At 60.6% G+C, this 17,128-nt stretch carries 10 protein-coding genes; 2 read left to right on the forward strand and 8 right to left on the reverse strand.

Translation table 11 applies throughout. From position 1 onward, the window contains the following. Positions 1-16: 16 nt before the first annotated feature. Positions 17-2,854, reverse strand: coding sequence for an aminomethyl-transferring glycine dehydrogenase (gene gcvP, locus BW43_RS03270; RefSeq protein ID WP_032890952.1), 2,838 nt, complete (start codon positions 2,852-2,854; stop codon positions 17-19). 10 nt (positions 2,855-2,864) lie between these two features. Next, positions 2,865-3,248 (reverse strand): glycine cleavage system protein GcvH, encoded by a 384-nt coding sequence (gene gcvH / locus BW43_RS03265; RefSeq protein ID WP_032890954.1) that lies wholly within the window; start codon positions 3,246-3,248, stop codon positions 2,865-2,867. Between the two features lie 357 nt (positions 3,249-3,605). Between gcvH and BW43_RS03260 the strand changes: the two genes are divergently transcribed. After that, the gene (locus tag BW43_RS03260; RefSeq protein WP_155989986.1) at positions 3,606-8,270 is read left to right on the forward strand and encodes a hypothetical protein; all 4,665 of its coding nucleotides are present in this window, start codon (positions 3,606-3,608) and stop codon (positions 8,268-8,270) included. 9 nt (positions 8,271-8,279) lie between these two features. Here the strand turns inward: BW43_RS03260 and BW43_RS03255 are convergent, their stop codons facing one another. From BW43_RS03255 to arcD (BW43_RS03230), 6 genes are all read right to left on the reverse strand, one after another. Next, entirely contained in the window at positions 8,280-9,788 is a 1,509-nt protein-coding gene (locus BW43_RS03255; protein ID WP_032890957.1) for a sigma-54-dependent transcriptional regulator, read from the reverse strand. Between the two features lie 190 nt (positions 9,789-9,978). After that, positions 9,979-10,341, reverse strand: a complete 363-nt coding sequence (locus BW43_RS03250; protein ID WP_032890958.1) for a DUF5064 family protein — start codon at positions 10,339-10,341, stop codon at positions 9,979-9,981. A gap of 18 nt (positions 10,342-10,359) precedes the next feature. After that, positions 10,360-11,289, reverse strand: coding sequence for a carbamate kinase (gene arcC, locus BW43_RS03245; RefSeq protein ID WP_032890960.1), 930 nt, complete (start codon positions 11,287-11,289; stop codon positions 10,360-10,362). Between the two features lie 158 nt (positions 11,290-11,447). Next, entirely contained in the window at positions 11,448-12,458 is a 1,011-nt protein-coding gene (locus BW43_RS03240; protein WP_032890962.1) for an ornithine carbamoyltransferase, read from the reverse strand. Positions 12,459-12,526: 68 nt separating this feature from the next. Then, entirely contained in the window at positions 12,527-13,783 is a 1,257-nt protein-coding gene (gene arcA, locus BW43_RS03235; protein ID WP_032890964.1) for an arginine deiminase, read from the reverse strand. 24 nt (positions 13,784-13,807) lie between these two features. Continuing rightward, positions 13,808-15,235: an arginine-ornithine antiporter gene (gene arcD, locus BW43_RS03230; RefSeq protein ID WP_032890966.1), complete on the reverse strand. Its 1,428-nt coding sequence runs from the start codon at positions 15,233-15,235 to the stop codon at positions 13,808-13,810. A 450-nt stretch (positions 15,236-15,685) separates the two neighbouring features. Here arcD (BW43_RS03230) and arcD (BW43_RS03225) point away from each other — a divergent pair, with 450 nt between their 5' ends. Then, positions 15,686-17,113: an arginine-ornithine antiporter gene (gene arcD, locus BW43_RS03225; protein ID WP_032890967.1), complete on the forward strand. Its 1,428-nt coding sequence runs from the start codon at positions 15,686-15,688 to the stop codon at positions 17,111-17,113. Positions 17,114-17,128: the final 15 nt, after the last annotated feature.

A 17,128-nucleotide genomic window follows, 5' to 3' on the forward strand; every position in this document is an offset into this window, starting at 1 on the left:
TGAGTTCAGCCTCAGGTTACGCGTAGCTCTCGATTGAAGGGCATGCGCATACTAGATTGCGATCACCAAACACGTTGTCGACCCGACCAACCGGCGGCCAGTACTTGCCTTCGATCAGCGAAGCAACCGGATACACCGCCTGTTCACGGCTGTAGGGGTGGCTCCATTCGCCCACCAGTTCCGCCGCAGTGTGCGGAGCGTTCTTGAGTGGGTTGTCGTCCTTGTCCAGTGTGCCGTTTTCCACTGCGCGGATTTCTTCGCGAATGGCGATCATGGCGTCGCAGAAGCGGTCCAGTTCTTCTTTGGATTCACTTTCCGTCGGCTCGATCATCAAGGTGCCGGCCACCGGGAACGACATGGTCGGTGCGTGGAAACCGAAGTCGATCAGGCGCTTGGCCACGTCATCCACGCTGATGCCGCTGCTGTCTTTCAGTGGGCGCAGGTCGAGGATGCATTCATGCGCCACCAGGCCGTTGCTGCCGGTGTAGAGCACGGGGTAGTGCTCTTCCAGGCGGCGGGAGATGTAGTTGGCATTCAGGATCGCCAGTTGCGAAGCGCGCTTCAGGCCCGCGCCGCCCATCATGCTGATGTACATCCAGGTGATCGGCAGAATGCTCGCGCTGCCGAACGGTGCCGCACAGACCGCGCCTTCCTTGCGCTCCATGGCCGCGTGGCCCGGCAGGAATGGCGTGAGGTGGGACTTGACGCCAATCGGGCCAACGCCCGGGCCGCCACCGCCGTGAGGAATGCAGAACGTCTTGTGCAGGTTCAGGTGGGACACGTCGCCGCCGAACTTGCCCGGGGCGCAGAGGCCGACCATCGCGTTCATGTTAGCGCCGTCGATGTACACCTGGCCGCCGTTGTCGTGGATGACGCCGCAGATCTCGCGGATGCCTTCCTCGAACACACCGTGGGTAGACGGGTAGGTGATCATCAGTGCCGCGAGGTGATCGCGGTGCTCGATGGCCTTGGCGCGCAGGTCTTCAATGTCCACGTTGCCACGTGCGTCGCAGGCGGTCACGACCACGCGCATGCCAGCCATGTTGGCGGTGGCCGGGTTGGTGCCGTGGGCCGAAGACGGGATCAGGCAGATGTCGCGGCGTTCTTCGCCACGGCTCTGGTGATAGGCACGAATGGCCAACAGACCGGCGTATTCGCCTTGGGAACCGGCGTTCGGCTGCAGCGAGATCGCGTCATAGCCGGTGGCCGCGCAGAGCATGGCTTCCAGGTCGGAGGTCAGTTGCAGGTAGCCGGCGCTTTGTGTGGCTGGTGCGAAGGGGTGCAGGGCACCGAATTCGGCCCAGGTCACCGGGATCATTTCGCTGGCGGCGTTGAGCTTCATGGTGCACGAGCCCAGCGGGATCATGGTGCGGTCCAGGGCCAGGTCTTTGTCTGCCAGCTTGCGCAGGTAGCGCATCAACTCGGTTTCGGAGTGATAACGGTTGAACACCGGGTGGCTGAGGATCGGCGACTGGCGCAGCAGCGCGGCCGGCAGGGTGCTCTCAGTTTCCGCGAAGGCTGGCAGGGCCTTGCCGTCGGCGAAGATCGCCCACAGGGTTTCGATATCGGCTGGGGTGGTGGTTTCGTCCACCGACAGGCCAACACGCTCAGCGTCCACCACACGCAGGTTGATGCGCTGGGCGCGGGCCTTATCGTGCAGGGCGGCGGTGTGGGCGCCGGTGTTGAGGGTGAGGGTGTCGAAGAAGTGTTCCTGCTCGACCTTCAGGCCCAGCGCGGTCAAGCCCTTGGCGAGGATCGCGGTCAGTTGGTGAATGCGCTGGGCGATCTGGGTCAGGCCTTTAGGCCCGTGGTACACGGCATACATGCTGGCGATGTTGGCCAGCAGCACTTGGGCGGTGCAGATGTTGCTGGTGGCCTTCTCGCGGCGGATATGTTGCTCGCGGGTCTGCATGGCCAGGCGCAGGGCCGGCTTGCCGAAGCGGTCAACAGACACACCGACCAGACGGCCCGGCATGTCGCGCTTGAACGCATCCTTGGTGGAGAAGTACGCCGCGTGCGGGCCACCGAAGCCCAGCGGCACGCCGAAGCGTTGCGCGCTGCCGATGGCCACGTCGGCGCCGAATTCGCCCGGAGGCGTCAGCAGGGTCAGGGCCAGCAGATCGGCGGCCACGGCTACCAATGCGTTGGCGGCGTGGAAGCGTTCGGTCAGTTCGCGGTAGTCGAACACGTCACCGTTGCTGGCCGGGTATTGCAGCAGGGCGCCGAAGAACGGGCTGACGTCGGTCAGTTCACGTTCATCGCCCACAACCACATCAATGCCCAGCGGTTCGGCGCGGGTACGCAGCACGTCGAGGGTCTGCGGGTGACTGTGCACCGAGGCGAAGAAGGCGTTGCTGCCTTTGTTCTTGCTCAGGCGTTTGCAGAAAGTCATGGCTTCGGCAGCGGCGGTAGCTTCGTCCAGCAGCGAGGCGTTGGCGATCGGCAGGCCGGTGAGGTCGCTGATCAGGGTCTGGAAGTTCAGCAGCGCTTCCAGGCGGCCTTGGGAAATTTCTGGCTGGTACGGGGTGTAGGCGGTGTACCAGGCGGGGTTTTCCAGCAGGTTGCGCAGGATCGGTGACGGCGTGTGGCAGTTGTAGTAGCCCTGGCCGATGTAGGTCTTGAACAGTTGGTTCTGGCTGGCGATGGCCTTGATCTTCGCCAGGGCCTCGGCTTCGCTCAGGCCGTCTTCCAGGCCGAGCACGCTGGTGCCCTTGATGCTTTCCGGGATCACACTGGCGCTCAGGGCTTCCAGGGAGTCAAAGCCCAGGCTGGCGAGCATGTGCTGCTCATCTTCCTGGCGCGGGCCGATGTGGCGGGCGATGAATTCGTTAGCGGTGCTGAGATTGATCGTCATGGTGCGCTCCTCAGGCTTCAGCGTTGGCTTTGATCAGGCGGTCGTACGCATCCTGATCCAACAGCTTAGCCACTGCGTCGGCATCGGCCGGTTTAAAGCGGAAGAACCAGCCTTCGCCCATCGGATCTTCGTTGACCAGTTCCGGGCTGCCATCGAGCTTGTCGTTCACTTCGAGGACTTCACCGTCCAACGGCATGTACACACCGCTGGCAGCTTTTACCGACTCCACGGTGGACGCTTCGGCGCCCTTGTCATAGGTCTGCAGCTCAGGCAGTTGCACGAAAACCACATCACCCAGCGCGTTCTGCGCAAATGCGGTAATGCCCACGGTGACGCTGCCATCGGCTTCGGCACGCAGCCATTCGTGATCTTCAGTAAAACGCAACTCGCTCATGGAAATTCCTCAGGGCCAGATTCGTCTGGTGGACGGGATTGGAATAATGGGGAGTTACTTAGCAAGATCGCGGCCAATGTTATTAATCACTTATAAATCAATAGCTTAATTATTTTGGCTGCGACATTGGCCACAGCGGCTGTAGCGATTTCGATACAGCGCGGTGCGCGAAAAAAAGCCTATGTGGATCAAAGCCTTGCATGGCGCGTAAAAAGCAGGGCTGTAGCGATATCGTTCCGCTGTAGCGCTTTCAGTACGGTGAAGGTCGCTTTCAGCCCTTTGTGCAAGATAGATGTACTGCTTTGGGCGTTCCCTGACGCTTTAACGTGCCGTGATCTCGTTATCAGGATGCATCCCATGCGTGCTTCAACTGCAAATTCTCCGGAGCTCACCCAGGCGCGGATGTCCCGCGATTACTTATCCAAAGTGTTTGCCCATCGCTTGAGCCTGACCGCTGTGGCCCAGTCCATGATCCAGGGCTGGCTGGAGGAGCGGTTCGTCGGTGCGCGCCTGCGGGCGCACACTGCTTGGATCGGTGTGATACAGGCTGGCGGTGACTACACACAGCTCATCACGTTGAGCGATGCGCTGATCAAACGCTGCATGAGCGGCGAAGCGCTGAACTACACGCCAGGCCATCATCAACTGCTGACTCGCTCGGGCGAGCGGGTGTTCGAGGCGGTGACCGACGCGATCACCGTGGACGACATCGAACAGATGCTCAACGCCCTGGCCCCCGGTGTGCTGGAGGGGTTTGCCGAACGGTTGGTGGACTACTGGAACGAGCGCGTGTCGGACGGTTCGGCGCACAGTCGCTGGGACGCGGTCGGCCGCCAATTGCGTGCGTGCCTGATGACGGCGCGGCAGAACCCGCCACTAAGCTCGGAGCACGCGCGCGCGCTGCTGGGGCTGGGCGATGAACATACCCAGGTCTGGAGCGACCGCGCGGATCGCGAAGCGTTGGGCCAGCCGCATGTATTGCGGATCTATCAGGTGTTTGCGGTCCAGAACGAACGCCAGGGCGAATGGCTGCCTTTGCTGGTGTTGCAACGTCAGGTGCAGGGCCAGCGTGTCACGCTGCTGTACGTCCCGGCGCTGAACCTGCTGACGCTCGATAACCTCGACGCGTTGGGCAATCTGTTGCCGCGCTATATGAACCACTATTTGCCCGGGGTTCCCGTCCACTGGGTGCTGCGTGAGCCCGAGGGCAACGTGTTCGATGCCCTGGCCCAGACGTTGCTGGAGCGCCAGTTGCGCAGCCTGTATCGGGTCGATTGGTCGGCACTGCCGGAGATTGGCAGTTATGAACAGTTGTTTATTTCACTCACCTCACCGCTGGCCTGGTTCGACCCCGACGCACTGCAGCAACCCCACGAAGAACAGTTGCCGCTCTGGTTGCAACTTGCCGGCAGCGCAGATCGTCTGGTTTATGGCCGGTGGCTTGAGCGCCTGCAGCAAACCACCGGTGGCGCATCATTTCTGGATGGCCTCGACTCAATAGATGTCTACGCGCGCAACGCCCTGCGCCGGCAAATGCGCCTGGACCGTCCAGGCCAGGCGATCATCGACCCGGATGATTACCAACTGACCTTCGAGCGCACCCAGGGCGGCACCGTTGGCTGGACCCAACGCACCGCCAGGACCTTGACCCAATGGTCGCTGGAAAACCCCTTCGTCACGGCATACGCCAGCGTGCAGATCAGCCATCAGACCCAGCCGGAAAGCGTACCCGGCTGGCTGACAGCTGCGTACCTCAAGCAACTGATCGAACGCGTGGACGTGGGCAAGCACTATCCGACGCTGCTTGAGCGCGCGTTGATTTCGGACCCGGTGGACTGCCCACGTCGGCGTCGCTTGTTTGTTGATCAGATGACGATCCAACTGCCCATGCGCGCCTTTGAAAACAGCCTGCGCCGGCGCCACGGTTTTACCCGGACCGGCGCCCTGGTGGTGCGCACGATGCTGCAGGAAGACCCGCTCAAGCGTGTGCTCAGTGGCGAGGTGATTGTGGCGCGGCCCCTGGCGTTCCTGCTCCATGCCGGCGGGCGTGCCCACAAGGCGGACAACCTGTTTGTGATCGGCCCGCGCGATAACAGCCCGCTGCCCCACATTCTTTATCGGCCGGATCACGTCGACGCCGTGTTGCAACAATTCCCCAGTCGCCAGGCGCTACTTGATGAAATCGCCCGCGTCGACAGCGATCTGCAGCGCCTGGTGCTGCAACGCTTGCCGGACGCCAGTCGGGCGTTGTTCGGCAATGGCGGTTTTCTGCGGCCCCACGTTCAGCGTTTTCTACCGGGGGATGAATACGACGCGCAGCCCACTTCAAGCCCGGTCCTACTCAGTGATGAAGTGATAACCGGTGATTTTCTGGCGGTCGTGTTTGATGAAAACGCCCACAGCCTCTGGCAACTGGCGGTGAAGCAGTCAGCGTCCAACGAGGCGTTGCGCTGGGCCGTGTTCAAGAATGATCTGTGGCAATTGTTCAATGCGCTGCTGCCCATGATTCGCGGGCCGGTGGCGGTCGCGGGCTGGCTGTTTCAAACCTTCAAGACGTTTCGCGCGGTCCTGGCGCTGCCGCCAGACGCCAGCCAGGAAGACGCCGCCGCTGCCCTCACCGAACTGATCGGTAGCCTGGCCGGCTTGCTCCTGAGCCCGGTGGTCAAACTGGATGAACGTTTGGGCCTGAGTGCGAGCAAAGCCGTCACCACCGGCACGGTGCACACCACGGACGTCATCCCGGTCGGCCACGTTCGCCAACCAACGTCGACGTTTGCCTGGCCGCGTTCGCTCGCGGATATCACCGCCATGGATTATTCCTGGGCTAATTCACGGCTCAAGCTCAATCCGCAGCAGCAGGCAAAGCTTGAGACCTTCCAGTGGGCGCCTGGTCGGGGAGAGCGTGGGCCCGACAGGCCCGCGGTGTTCTCGGCCGACAGCCCGGTGCGCGGCCAGGTCCAGGTGCTGCGCGACGGTGGCGCTGCGAGCCAGGAAAACTACACGTTGCTCGACAGCAAGATATACGGCGTGACGGCAGTGGAAGGTGGCTGGCGAATAGCTGATCTCAGGGATCCCCAGCGCCTGGGGCCGTGGCTCAGAAAGAGCGCGGATGACGTATGGACAATCGACCTCGGCCTGCGCTTGCTCGGTGGGCAGAAGAGAAGCCCGGCTGCGCGGCGCTATGCGCAAGTCGAGCGCAAGAGTCTCTTGATTAAGGATGAGTACGACGCGGCTGTCGCTGAACTCATAGCGTGCGAACGCAAAGTGAAGGCAGCCGAAAGCCTGTGCGAAAAGGCCCATTCAAGCGCTGAAGGGCAATTTACCGACCAGCACCGGCGCGATGCCAGGATGCGCTTTTTGGCGGAAATGGAAAAACAAGAGGGCGCGCAACAAAAACAACTCAATCTGCTTATCCGCAAGAACAGCATTAAGCCCATGGATGGTTTTGAAAGAGAGCATTGCGCGCAACTGAAGACCATGTTGGAAACCATGCGCCGACGCATGTACGTATTGACCTTCAATCGTCGTGAGGAGCAGTTGCCACCAGCGCGCATAGAGCAAGTGACCGCGCAGTTTGAGGATGCTGACGTGACGGTGTCCCAGGCCGCCGAGCGTGTGCTGAACGAAGAAGCGCATAAGATCGGCGAGTTTCAGCAATCCATGGTTAACCTGAGCTTCTGGGAACGTGTGTTCTACCAGCGTTTGCAGGGTGTACCTGGCTATAAATCCTTCGTCGGCGACTTGGCGCCTTCGTCCTATGGTGCGCCGCTCGACTGGAGGACGCTGCAGTTGCAGACCCTCAAACAGATGATCTGGCGTCGACGGCCGACGCCCGAAGAACACGACGATTGCATGCGGGTCAAGGGGGCGATCGACGAGGCGATTCAATCGGCCCAGTCGCAAAAAACCATTGATGAAGCGGGCGTGCTCAGTGTGCAGCAGCGCATTGAAGGTATTCGGGCGATTCTGCACGAGTACGCCAGCACCCTGGCGATACTCGCGGAGTACCGCGAAGCACTGCCGGAGGTGATTCACAGCGACATTGAAGTGCCTGTGGAGTCGACAATCCTCAGTCTGGATCAAGAGTCGCGAATATCGTTGGCAAAACTGCTGCGCGAGCAGGAGGGTAGCCCCCAGGCCACGGCATTGCGACGCCCTGGCGCCGATCAACGGCTGGTCCGTGACTCGAAAAAACGCTACCAACTGGGGCGGGTGCGTGCGCGTACGCCGGATTCGGGTGAAGAGATCGTCGACCTGATCAGCCCGGTTGATCAGCGCGTGGTGGTCAGTTTGCAGGAGCGGGCCGGTTCAACTGAGTTCGAAGCGATTGCCGAGGCGGCGCCCGTTGTGCCGCGTCCGACACGTTCCCTGGAAAACCTCAAGGGCGACGCCCGCCGTTTGTTGCAACGCGAACCCATGGTGCTGCAACAGGCGCGCAACGAGGCGCTCGGCAATACCCCGCCGGAGAACGTTGAGGCGCGGCTGACGCGGCAATCCGCGACCGTCCGGGCGGTTGCCGACAAGTTGCGCAAGGCGCTGCCAGCCGCGCCCGATGTTGTGTCGCAGACGTTGTTGGATGATCTGGAGAAGGTCGCGCGGCGGTACCTGGAACAGGGGCGATCGTTGCGCATCGAGATGATCAAGCGTATGCCGCCCAATGAAAGCGGGATCGCCTGGCTTCATGCTCAAGACCAACTGCAGATCGTGCGCATCGAGGGGCGTATTGCCCTCAAGCGCGTCGATGATTTTTTGCAGGAGTATGTGGTCAAGGACAAGCAGGGCAGGGTGCTGGCGTACGCGCACTTTCATTATTTGACGCCCACCGCAGCGGATGCCGATTTCAAGGCCGGGCATCTGAAACTTCCGGAGCAGCGCTTCACTAGTTTCCGCAGCCTGGCCGACAAGACCGATTCGGATGTGGTCGCGATCTATTACTCGCGCATCAGCGCGCCCATGGCCGAGCGGCTGTTCTTTCGCGCAACTGACTCGGTCAAGCACCGAGGGCGGCGGGCGTTCTGGTGACGATTGGGTTCAGGATTTGCCGGGAATGCCGTACTTGCGCAGGCGATGGGCGATGGCGGTGTGAGAGGTCTGCAGGCGGCTGGCCAGTTGTCGGGTCGAGGGGTAGCTGACGTAGAGCGTCTCCAGCAGGCCGCGTTCGAAGTCCTCGACCGCCTGTTCGAGGCTGTCGACTTCGCCGTCGCTCTGGCGTGCCACTGAGGTGCCGGCGATGTCCAGATCGCCGATGTCCACCAGGCTGCTTTCGCAGATGGCGGCGGCGCGGAAGATCACGTTCTGCAACTGGCGCACATTGCCTGGCCAGCGATTGCCCAACAGCGCCGGGTAGGTGCCTGGCGCCAGGCGGCAGACCGGACGCTGGATCTGCGCGCAGGCTTGCTGCATGAAGTAACGCGCCAGCAACAGAATGTCCTGGCCACGCTCGCGCAGCGGCGGTACTTCGACGTTGAGCACGTTGAGGCGGTAGAACAGGTCTTCGCGGAACGTGCCTTCGGCGACCATTTTTTCCAGGTCGCGGTGGGTGGCGCTGAGGATGCGCACATTGACCTTCACTTCACGGTCGCCACCCACCCGACGAAAACTGCCGTCATTGAGGAAGCGCAGCAGCTTGGCTTGCAGGTACGGCGACATTTCGCCGATTTCATCGAGGAACACCGTGCCCTGGTTGGCCAGCTCCATCAGCCCCGGCTTGCCGCCGCGCTGGGCACCGGTGAAGGCGCCGGGGGCATAACCGAACAGCTCGCTTTCGGCGAGGTTCTCCGGCAGCGCCGCGCAATTCAACGCCAGAAACGGTGCGCTGTGGCGCGTGCTGATAGCGTGGCAGGCGCGCGCCACCAGCTCTTTGCCGGTGCCGGTTTCGCCCTGGATCAACAGTGGCGCATCCAGTGCCGCGACCCGTTGGGCACGTGCCTTGAGGGTGCGGATCGCCGGTGATTCGCCGAGCAGCGCATCAAAGCCCTCGGCGTGGTCGTGGTGCAGCGCCGACAGTTGTTCGCCGATGCGGTTGGGTTGGTACAGCGTGAGCAGGGCGCCGGCGTCGGTGATCGGCGTGGCATCCAGCAGCCAGGTCTGACCGTTGATGCTGATCTCGCGCAAGGGCAGGCGAAAGCCCTGCTCCAGCAAGGTATCGAGCAACGCCGTGTCATTGAAAAGCTCGGCGATACTTTCTCCGGCCGGTTCGCGCCCGTACAACGCAATCAGCGCCGGGTTGGCCAGCAGGATCTTGCCCGCACTGTCCAGGGCCAGCACCGGGTCGGTCATCGCTGCCAGCAAAGCATCGAGTTGCAGGTGGCGGCGTTGGCCGGGGAGGATGTCCACCACCCTTACCGCTTGCACGCCCTGAACGCTGAACAGCGCGTCGCGCAATTCTTCCAGTACCTCGGCGCTCAGCGTCGGGGCGTCGATATAGACGTTGGGCGGCACCATTTCCACCGCATCCAGGTTGAGATTGCGCCCACCGAGCAAGGCCAGGACTTCCTGGGTAATGCCGACGCGGTCGATGAAGCTGACGTGGATACGCATGGGGCGCTAACAATTCTGGGGAGCGGGAGGCGGCAAGTATGCCTTGGCGCGCATGTAGATCAAAATGTGGGAGGGGCGGAGCGACGATTCGACTTGCCCCCGATAGCAGGGTGTCAGTCAGCGTATTTCCAGCTGACACACCGCCATCGGGAGCAAGCCCCCTCCCACATTTGGAGCAGGGTTGTGTCAGTTATTCCAAGTGCTCAGGCTTGATCGGGTCGCCGGATTTCACATCCAGCTGATGCCGCACATCCTCGAACATCTGGTCGTACTGCTTGTGCATCGAGCCATTCAACACTGCGATCTTCGGCATCCCGTACTTCTGCGCGATGTTCATCGCGTGCCGCGCGAAGTCGAAGGCCTGGTCCTTGGGCAGATAGAACTCTTCGTTGATGTCCTTACCCTGCACCGAGCCGTGCAGCTTGAACAGCATGCCCGTGCCTTCCTTTGGGTCCTGGCTGACTTCATAGTCAATGCACAGGTTGTAGCTGTAGTCGTCCTTGTTAAGGGCGTGACGTTCGACGTGCAGGTGACCGGGTTCAAAGGTGGCCATAGGCGTATCTCCTCTACTTCACAGATAGGTGATGCCAGGTGTTGCCGTGCTGATGCGCGTGCCGGCGCTGCCCTGGACGATGGCTTCGATGTCCGAGAGTGAACCGATGACCGCAGTTTTGCCAGTCTGACGGGCGAATTCACAGGCGGCCTGCACCTTGGGCCCCATGGAGCCGGCGGCGAAGCCGAGTTTTTCCATGTCATCGGGATGGGCCTGGCCGATGGCCTTTTGCGTCGGTTTGCCAAAGTCGATGAACGCTGCGTTGACGTCGGTGGCGATCACCAGCAGATCGGCGTTCAGTTGCGAGGCCAATAGCGAAGAGCACAGGTCTTTGTCGATGACCGCTTCAATACCTCTGAGCTTGCCGTCTTCACCGTACATGGTCGGGATACCGCCACCGCCGGCGCAAATCACAATGGCGCTTTTTTCCAGCAGCCACTTGATTGGGCGGATTTCAAAGATGCGTTTGGGGCGCGGGCTGGCGACGACGCGGCGATATTTATCGCCATCCGGGGCAATGGCCCAGCCTTTCTCGGCGGCGAGTTTTTCCGCTTCCGCCTTGGAGTACACGGGGCCGATGGGTTTGGTGGGGTTCTGGAAGGCCGGGTCCTTGGCGTCCACTTCCACCTGGGTGAGCAGGGTGGCGAACGGCACTTCAAAGTCCAGCAGGTTGCCCAGTTCCTGTTCGATGATGTAGCCGATCATGCCTTCGGTCTCGGCGCCAAGCACGTCCAGCGGGTAAGGAGAGACGCCGGTATAAGCGGCCGCCTGTAACGACAACAGGCCGACTTGCGGGCCATTGCCGTGGGCGATCACCAGCTCGTTGCCGGAGTGAATCTTGGCGATTTGTTCGGTGGCGATGCGGATATTGGCGCGTTGGTTGTCTGCGGTCATGGGTTCACCACGGCGCAGGAGGGCGTTGCCGCCCAGGGCTACGACGATGCGCATAATTCAATCCTTCTATGGGTGTGAGCACAGAGGCCAATGTGGGAGGGGGCTTGCTCCAGATAGCGGTATGTCAGGCAACTTATCTGTAGCTGATCCGCCGCCATCGGGGGCAAGTCGAATCGTCGCACTGCCCCTCCCACACTTAACCCGTGTAGCCTTTAGATATCCGCGAGTGCCGACACCAGGATCGCCTTGATGGTGTGCATGCGGTTTTCCGCTTGCTCAAAGGCGATGTTGGCCGGCGACTCGAAGACTTCCTCGGTCACTTCCACGCCATTGGCCAGGTTCGGATACCGCGCGGCAATGTCCTTGCCGACCTTGGTCTCGCTGTTGTGGAACGCCGGCAGGCAGTGCATGAACTTCACACGTGGGTTGCCCGAGGCTTTCATCATCTTGGCGTTGACTTGGTACGGCAGCAGTTGCTCGATGCGCTCGTCCCACGCTTCCACCGGCTCGCCCATGGACACCCAGATATCGGTGTGGATGAAGTCCACGCCTTTGACTGCTTCTTTCGGGTCTTCAGTGATGGTGATGCGCGCGCCGCTTTCCTCGGCGAATGCCTGGCACTGTTTGATGAAGTCTTCATGGGGCCACAGGGCTTTCGGCGCGCCGATGCGCACGTCCATGCCGAGCTTGGCGCCGATCATCAGCAGCGAGTTGCCCATGTTGTAACGGGCGTCGCCTAGGTAGGCGTAGCTGATGTCATGCAGCGGCTTGTCGCTGTGCTCGCGCATGGTCAGGGTGTCGGCGATCATTTGGGTTGGGTGGAATTCAGCGGTGAGGCCGTTGAACACCGGGACCCCGGCGAACTTGGCCAGTTCTTCGACGATTTCCTGTTCGAAGCCACGGTATTCAATGGCGTCAAACATGCGGCCCAAAACGCGGGCGGTGTCTTTCATGCTTTCTTTGTGGCCGATTTGCGACGAAACCGGGTCGATATAGGTGACGTGGGCGCCTTGGTCATGGGCCGCCACTTCGAACGCGCAGCGGGTGCGGGTCGACGTTTTTTCGAAGATCAGCGCGATGTTCTTGCCTTTGAGGTGTGGGCGCTCGGTGCCGGTGTATTTGGCGCGCTTGAGGTCGCGGGAAAGGTCCAGCAGGTAGTTCAGCTCGCGAGTGGTGTGGTGCATCAGCGAGAGCAGGCTGCGGTTGCGCATATTAAAAGCCATGGTGGATCTCCTTAGGTTTCGGTTATCCCCTCGGCTGCTGCTGGATAAGCAGCGGCCAAGGCCAAAAATTAATAGTCGATAGGGTCGCGGATGATCGGGCAGGTCATGCAGTGGCCGCCGCCACGGCCACGGCCGAGTTCGCCGGCGCTGATGGTGATGACTTCCACGCCAGCCTTGCGCAGCAGGGTGTTGGTGTAGGTGTTGCGGTCGTAGCCGATCACCACGCCTGGCTCCAAGGCCACTACGTTGTTGCCGTCGTCCCACTGCTCGCGCTCGGCGGCGAAGCTGTTGCCGCCAGTCTCAACCACGCGCAGGGCCTTGAGGTTGAGCGCGGCGGCAACGGTCTCGAGGAAGTTGGTTTTCTCCCGTTGGATGTCGATGCCGTGGGGCTTGCTGTCGTCAGGGCGCAGGGTGAAGGGCACGATCTGGTTGACCACTTCCGGGAAGATGGTCACCAGGTCGCGGTCGCAGAAGCTGAACACGGTGTCCAGGTGCATCGCCGCGCGGGATTTCGGCAGGCCGGCAACGATCACCCGTTCCACAGCTTTGTTCTTGAACAGGTTGCGCGCCAGTTGGCCAATGGCCTGGTGGGACGAACGCTCGCCCATGCCGATCAAGACCACGCCATTGCCAATGGGCATGACGTCACCGCCTTCCAGTGTGGCGGCACCGTGTTCCTGATCGGGGTCGCCGTACCAGATCTGGAAGTCGGCGTTGGTGAACTCGGGATGGAATTTGTAGATGGCGCTGGCCAGCAGGGTTTCCTGGCGTCGCGCCGGCCAGTACATCGGGTTGAGCGTCACGCCGCCGTAGATCCAGCAGGTGGTGTCGCGGGTGAACTGGGTGTTGGGCAGCGGCGGCAGAATGAAACTGGCGTGGCCGAGGAAGTCGCGGAACATCTCGATGGTCTTGCCACCGAAGCTGCTCGGCAGGTCATCGGCCGACACGCCACCAATCAGGAACTCGGCGATCTTGCGCGGCTCCAGGCTGCGCAACCAGGAGCTGACTTCATCGACCAGGCCCAGGCCCACGGTGTTGGAGGTGATCTTGCGTTCCAGGATCCAGTCCAGGGCTTCGGGGATGGCAACGATATCAGTCAGCAGGTTGTGCATTTCCAGCACATCAATATCCCGCTCGCGCATTTTGGTCACGAAGTCGAAATGGTCGCGCTTGGCCTGGGCCACCCACAACACGTCATCGAACAGCAGTTCATCGCAGTTATTCGGGGTCAGCCGTTGGTGGGCCAAGCCTGGGGAGCACACCATGACTTTGCGCAGTTTGCCGGCTTCGGAATGTACGCCGTACTTCACTTTTTCCGTGGTCATTACAGATCCTCCAAGGAGCAACAGTTACAGAGTCAGGAAGCCGTCGTAGAGGCCATAGGCTGCCACCAGGGCGCCAATGACTACTGCGGCGAAAATCAGCTTCTCGACGTTGGTGAAAATCGGTTTGCCCAGTTCATGCTTAGCCTTGGCGAACAGGATCGCTCCGGGGGCATAGAGCAGGGCGGACAACAGCAGGTACTTGGTGCCGCCGGCGTAGAGCAGCCAGACCGCGTAGATCAGCGCGACTGCGCCGATGAACAGGTCTTTCTTGCGCTCTTTGAGGGCGTTTTCGTAGGTTTCGCCGCGCACCGCCAACAGCAGCGCGTAGGCCGCCGACCACAGGTAAGGCACCAGGATCATCGAGGTGGCGAGGTAGATCAGCGACAGGTAGGTACTGGCGGAAAACAGCGTGATCACCAGGAACACTTGGACCATGGCGTTGGTCAGCCACAGGGCGTTGACCGGCACATGGTTGGCGTTTTCCTTACGCAGGAACTCCGGCATGGTGTGGTCCTTGGCGGCGGCGAACATGATCTCCGCACACAGCAGCACCCACGACAGCAACGCCCCCAGCAGCGAGATGATCAAGCCGACACTGATCAGCACCGCGCCCCAGTGGCCTACCACATGCTCCAGCACCGCAGCCATTGACGGGTTCTGCAACTTGGCCAGTTCCGGCTGGGTCATGATGCCCAGGGACAGCACGTTCACCAGCATCAGGAACAACAGCACAGTGATAAAGCCGATCACGGTGGCCTTGCCGACGTCGCTGCGTTTTTCCGCACGGGACGAGAAGATGCTCGCGCCTTCGATGCCGATGAACACCCACACGGTGACCAGCATCATGTTGCGCACTTGGTTCATCACGCTGCCCAGGTCTGGGTTTTTTACGCCCCAGATGTCAGCGGTGAAGATGTCCAGCTTGAACGCGAACACGGCGATCAACACGAACAGTACCAGTGGCACCACCTTGGCGACCGTGGTCACCAGGTTGATGAACGCTGCTTCCTTGATCCCGCGCAGCACCAGAAAGTGCACGGCCCACAGCAACACCGACGCGCCAATCACCGCTGCGGGTGTGTTGCCTTCGCCGAAGATCGGGAAGAAGTATCCGAGTGTGCTGAACAGCAATACGAAGTAGCCGACGTTGCCCAGCCAAGCGCTGATCCAGTAGCCCCAGGCTGACGAGAAACCCATGTAGTCGCCGAATCCGGCCTTGGCGTAGGCGTACACGCCGCCATCGAGGTCGGGCTTGCGATTGGCCAGGGTCTGAAACACGAACGCGAGGGTCAACATGCCGATGGCGGTAATCACCCAACCGATCAATACCGCGCCAACATCAGCGCTGGCGGCCATATTTTGCGGCAGGGAAAAGATCCCGCCGCCGATCATTGAGCCCACGACAAGTGCAACCAGTGCACCTAATCGAAGTTTTCCGGGGGATTCAGACATTGCATAACTCCAATGCAGGAGAAGAGAGACCACAGAATAATTCCGTGTGCTAATCAAACAGCTGACTCAGATCACTTCATTGGCACATCCCATTGTGAATAAATGACTTAGGCTGGAAACTCGTGGGCGATAAAAATCCTTGGAAACGCGCTGCGCAGAGCGGTTAACCCCATTAAATTTAATTATTTGGCCGGTGAGATGGACGTTTGAAGCTAAACCTTTTTGCCGGATGTGCAAACTATTTGAGCGGTGTTTCACTTATTCGCTATAAATATTAAGAGTTGATGCACTATTTAAAATCTAAATAAGCCTAAATGTTGTTAATTTAAATGCCATTTGGTTATGAACGGATTGATTTAATCGCCATCCCTAATAAACGCTACACTCGCTGATTTAATTAGTTGAGTGCTCAGTTGTCAGCTCAACACGGTTTTTCAGTCAGGAGTGTTCATGTCTCAACCGGCCCAGAAACTTCGACTCAGCGCCCTGATCGCCTTGGTGGTGGGGTCGATGATCGGCGGCGGGATCTTTTCCCTGCCGCAAAACATGGCCGCCCGTGCCGAGGTGGGCGCGGTATTGATCGGCTGGGCGATCACCGCCGTCGGCATGTTGACCCTCGCGTTTGTGTTCCAGACCCTGGCCAATCGCAAACCCGAGTTGGACTCAGGGGTGTATGCCTACGCCAAGGCCGGGTTTGGCGATTACATGGGGTTTTCGTCGGCTTGGGGCTATTGGATCAGTGCCTGGATGGGCAACGTCGGTTACTTCGTGTTGCTGTTCAGTACCCTTGGCTACTTTTTTCCGGTATTCGGCCAGGGCAATACGCCGGTTGCCATCGGCTGTGCATCGTTGTTGCTGTGGGCGGTGCATTTCCTGGTCATGCGTGGGATCAAGGAGGCGGCATTCATCAACCAGATCACTACCGTGGCGAAGATCGTGCCGCTGCTGATGTTTATCGTGATCGCGGCCGTGGCCTTTAAAGCCGATATTTTCACCCGTGACATCTGGGGCCTGGGCAACCCGCAGCTCGGCAGCGTGGTGGATCAGGTGCGCAACATGATGCTGGTGACGGTGTTCGTGTTTATCGGCATCGAAGGCGCCAGCGTCTATTCGGCGCGGGCCGAGAAGCGCTCGGATGTCGGGCGCGCCACGGTGATTGGCTTTCTTGGCGTGCTGGCGCTGTTGGCGCTGGTGAATGTGCTGTCCCTTGGGATCATGAGCCAGCCAGAGCTGGCCAGCCTGCAAAACCCCTCCCTGGCGGGCGTGCTGGAGCATATTGTCGGCCCTTGGGGCGCCCTGCTGATCAGCCTGGGCCTCGCGGTGTCGCTGTTGGGCGCATTGCTGTCCTGGGCGTTACTCTGCGCGGAAATCCTCTATGCCACGGCTCACGACAAGACCATGCCGGCGTTCTTGAAGAAGGAAAACGCCAACCAGGTGCCGGTCAATGCCTTGTGGCTGACCAATGTGATGATCCAGATTTTTCTGGTGATCACGCTGTTTTCCCACAGCACTTACACCACGCTGATTTACCTGGCGTCGTCGATGATTCTGGTGCCGTACCTGTGGTCGGCGGCGTATGCCGTGCTGTTGAGCGGGCGGGGAGAAACCTATGAAGGTGCCCACCGCCATCGCATCAAGGACCTGCTGGTGGGGTTGATCGCCCTGGGCTACGCCCTGTGGCTGCTCTACGCGGGGGGGCTGAAATACCTGCTGCTGTCGGCGCTGCTGTATGCGCCGGGCGTGATCCTGTTCGCCCTGGCCAAGCGCGAACAGGGCCAGCCGTTGTTTACCCATGTTGAGAAGGGCATTTTCAGCTGCGTGATCGCCGGTGCAGGGCTGGCGGCGTATGGGTTGTACAGCGGGGTATTGTCGTTGTAGTGGGGGGACGGTACT

Source organism: Pseudomonas sp. RIT357 (assembly GCF_000632245.1).
GTDB lineage: Bacteria > Pseudomonadota > Gammaproteobacteria > Pseudomonadales > Pseudomonadaceae > Aquipseudomonas > Aquipseudomonas sivasensis.

Coding starts and splice junctions, on each gene's coding strand:
- gcvP (WP_032890952.1), bottom strand. CDS start 2,854: ATGACGATCAATCTCAGCACCGCTAACGAATTCATCGCCCGCCACATC.
- gcvH (WP_032890954.1), bottom strand. CDS start 3,248: ATGAGCGAGTTGCGTTTTACTGAAGATCACGAATGGCTGCGTGCCGAA.
- BW43_RS03260 (WP_155989986.1), top strand. CDS start 3,606: ATGCGTGCTTCAACTGCAAATTCTCCGGAGCTCACCCAGGCGCGGATG.
- BW43_RS03255 (WP_032890957.1), bottom strand. CDS start 9,788: ATGCGTATCCACGTCAGCTTCATCGACCGCGTCGGCATTACCCAGGAA.
- BW43_RS03250 (WP_032890958.1), bottom strand. CDS start 10,341: ATGGCCACCTTTGAACCCGGTCACCTGCACGTCGAACGTCACGCCCTT.
- arcC (WP_032890960.1), bottom strand. CDS start 11,289: ATGCGCATCGTCGTAGCCCTGGGCGGCAACGCCCTCCTGCGCCGTGGT.
- BW43_RS03240 (WP_032890962.1), bottom strand. CDS start 12,458: ATGGCTTTTAATATGCGCAACCGCAGCCTGCTCTCGCTGATGCACCAC.
- arcA (WP_032890964.1), bottom strand. CDS start 13,783: ATGACCACGGAAAAAGTGAAGTACGGCGTACATTCCGAAGCCGGCAAA.
- arcD (WP_032890966.1), bottom strand. CDS start 15,235: ATGTCTGAATCCCCCGGAAAACTTCGATTAGGTGCACTGGTTGCACTT.
- arcD (WP_032890967.1), top strand. CDS start 15,686: ATGTCTCAACCGGCCCAGAAACTTCGACTCAGCGCCCTGATCGCCTTG.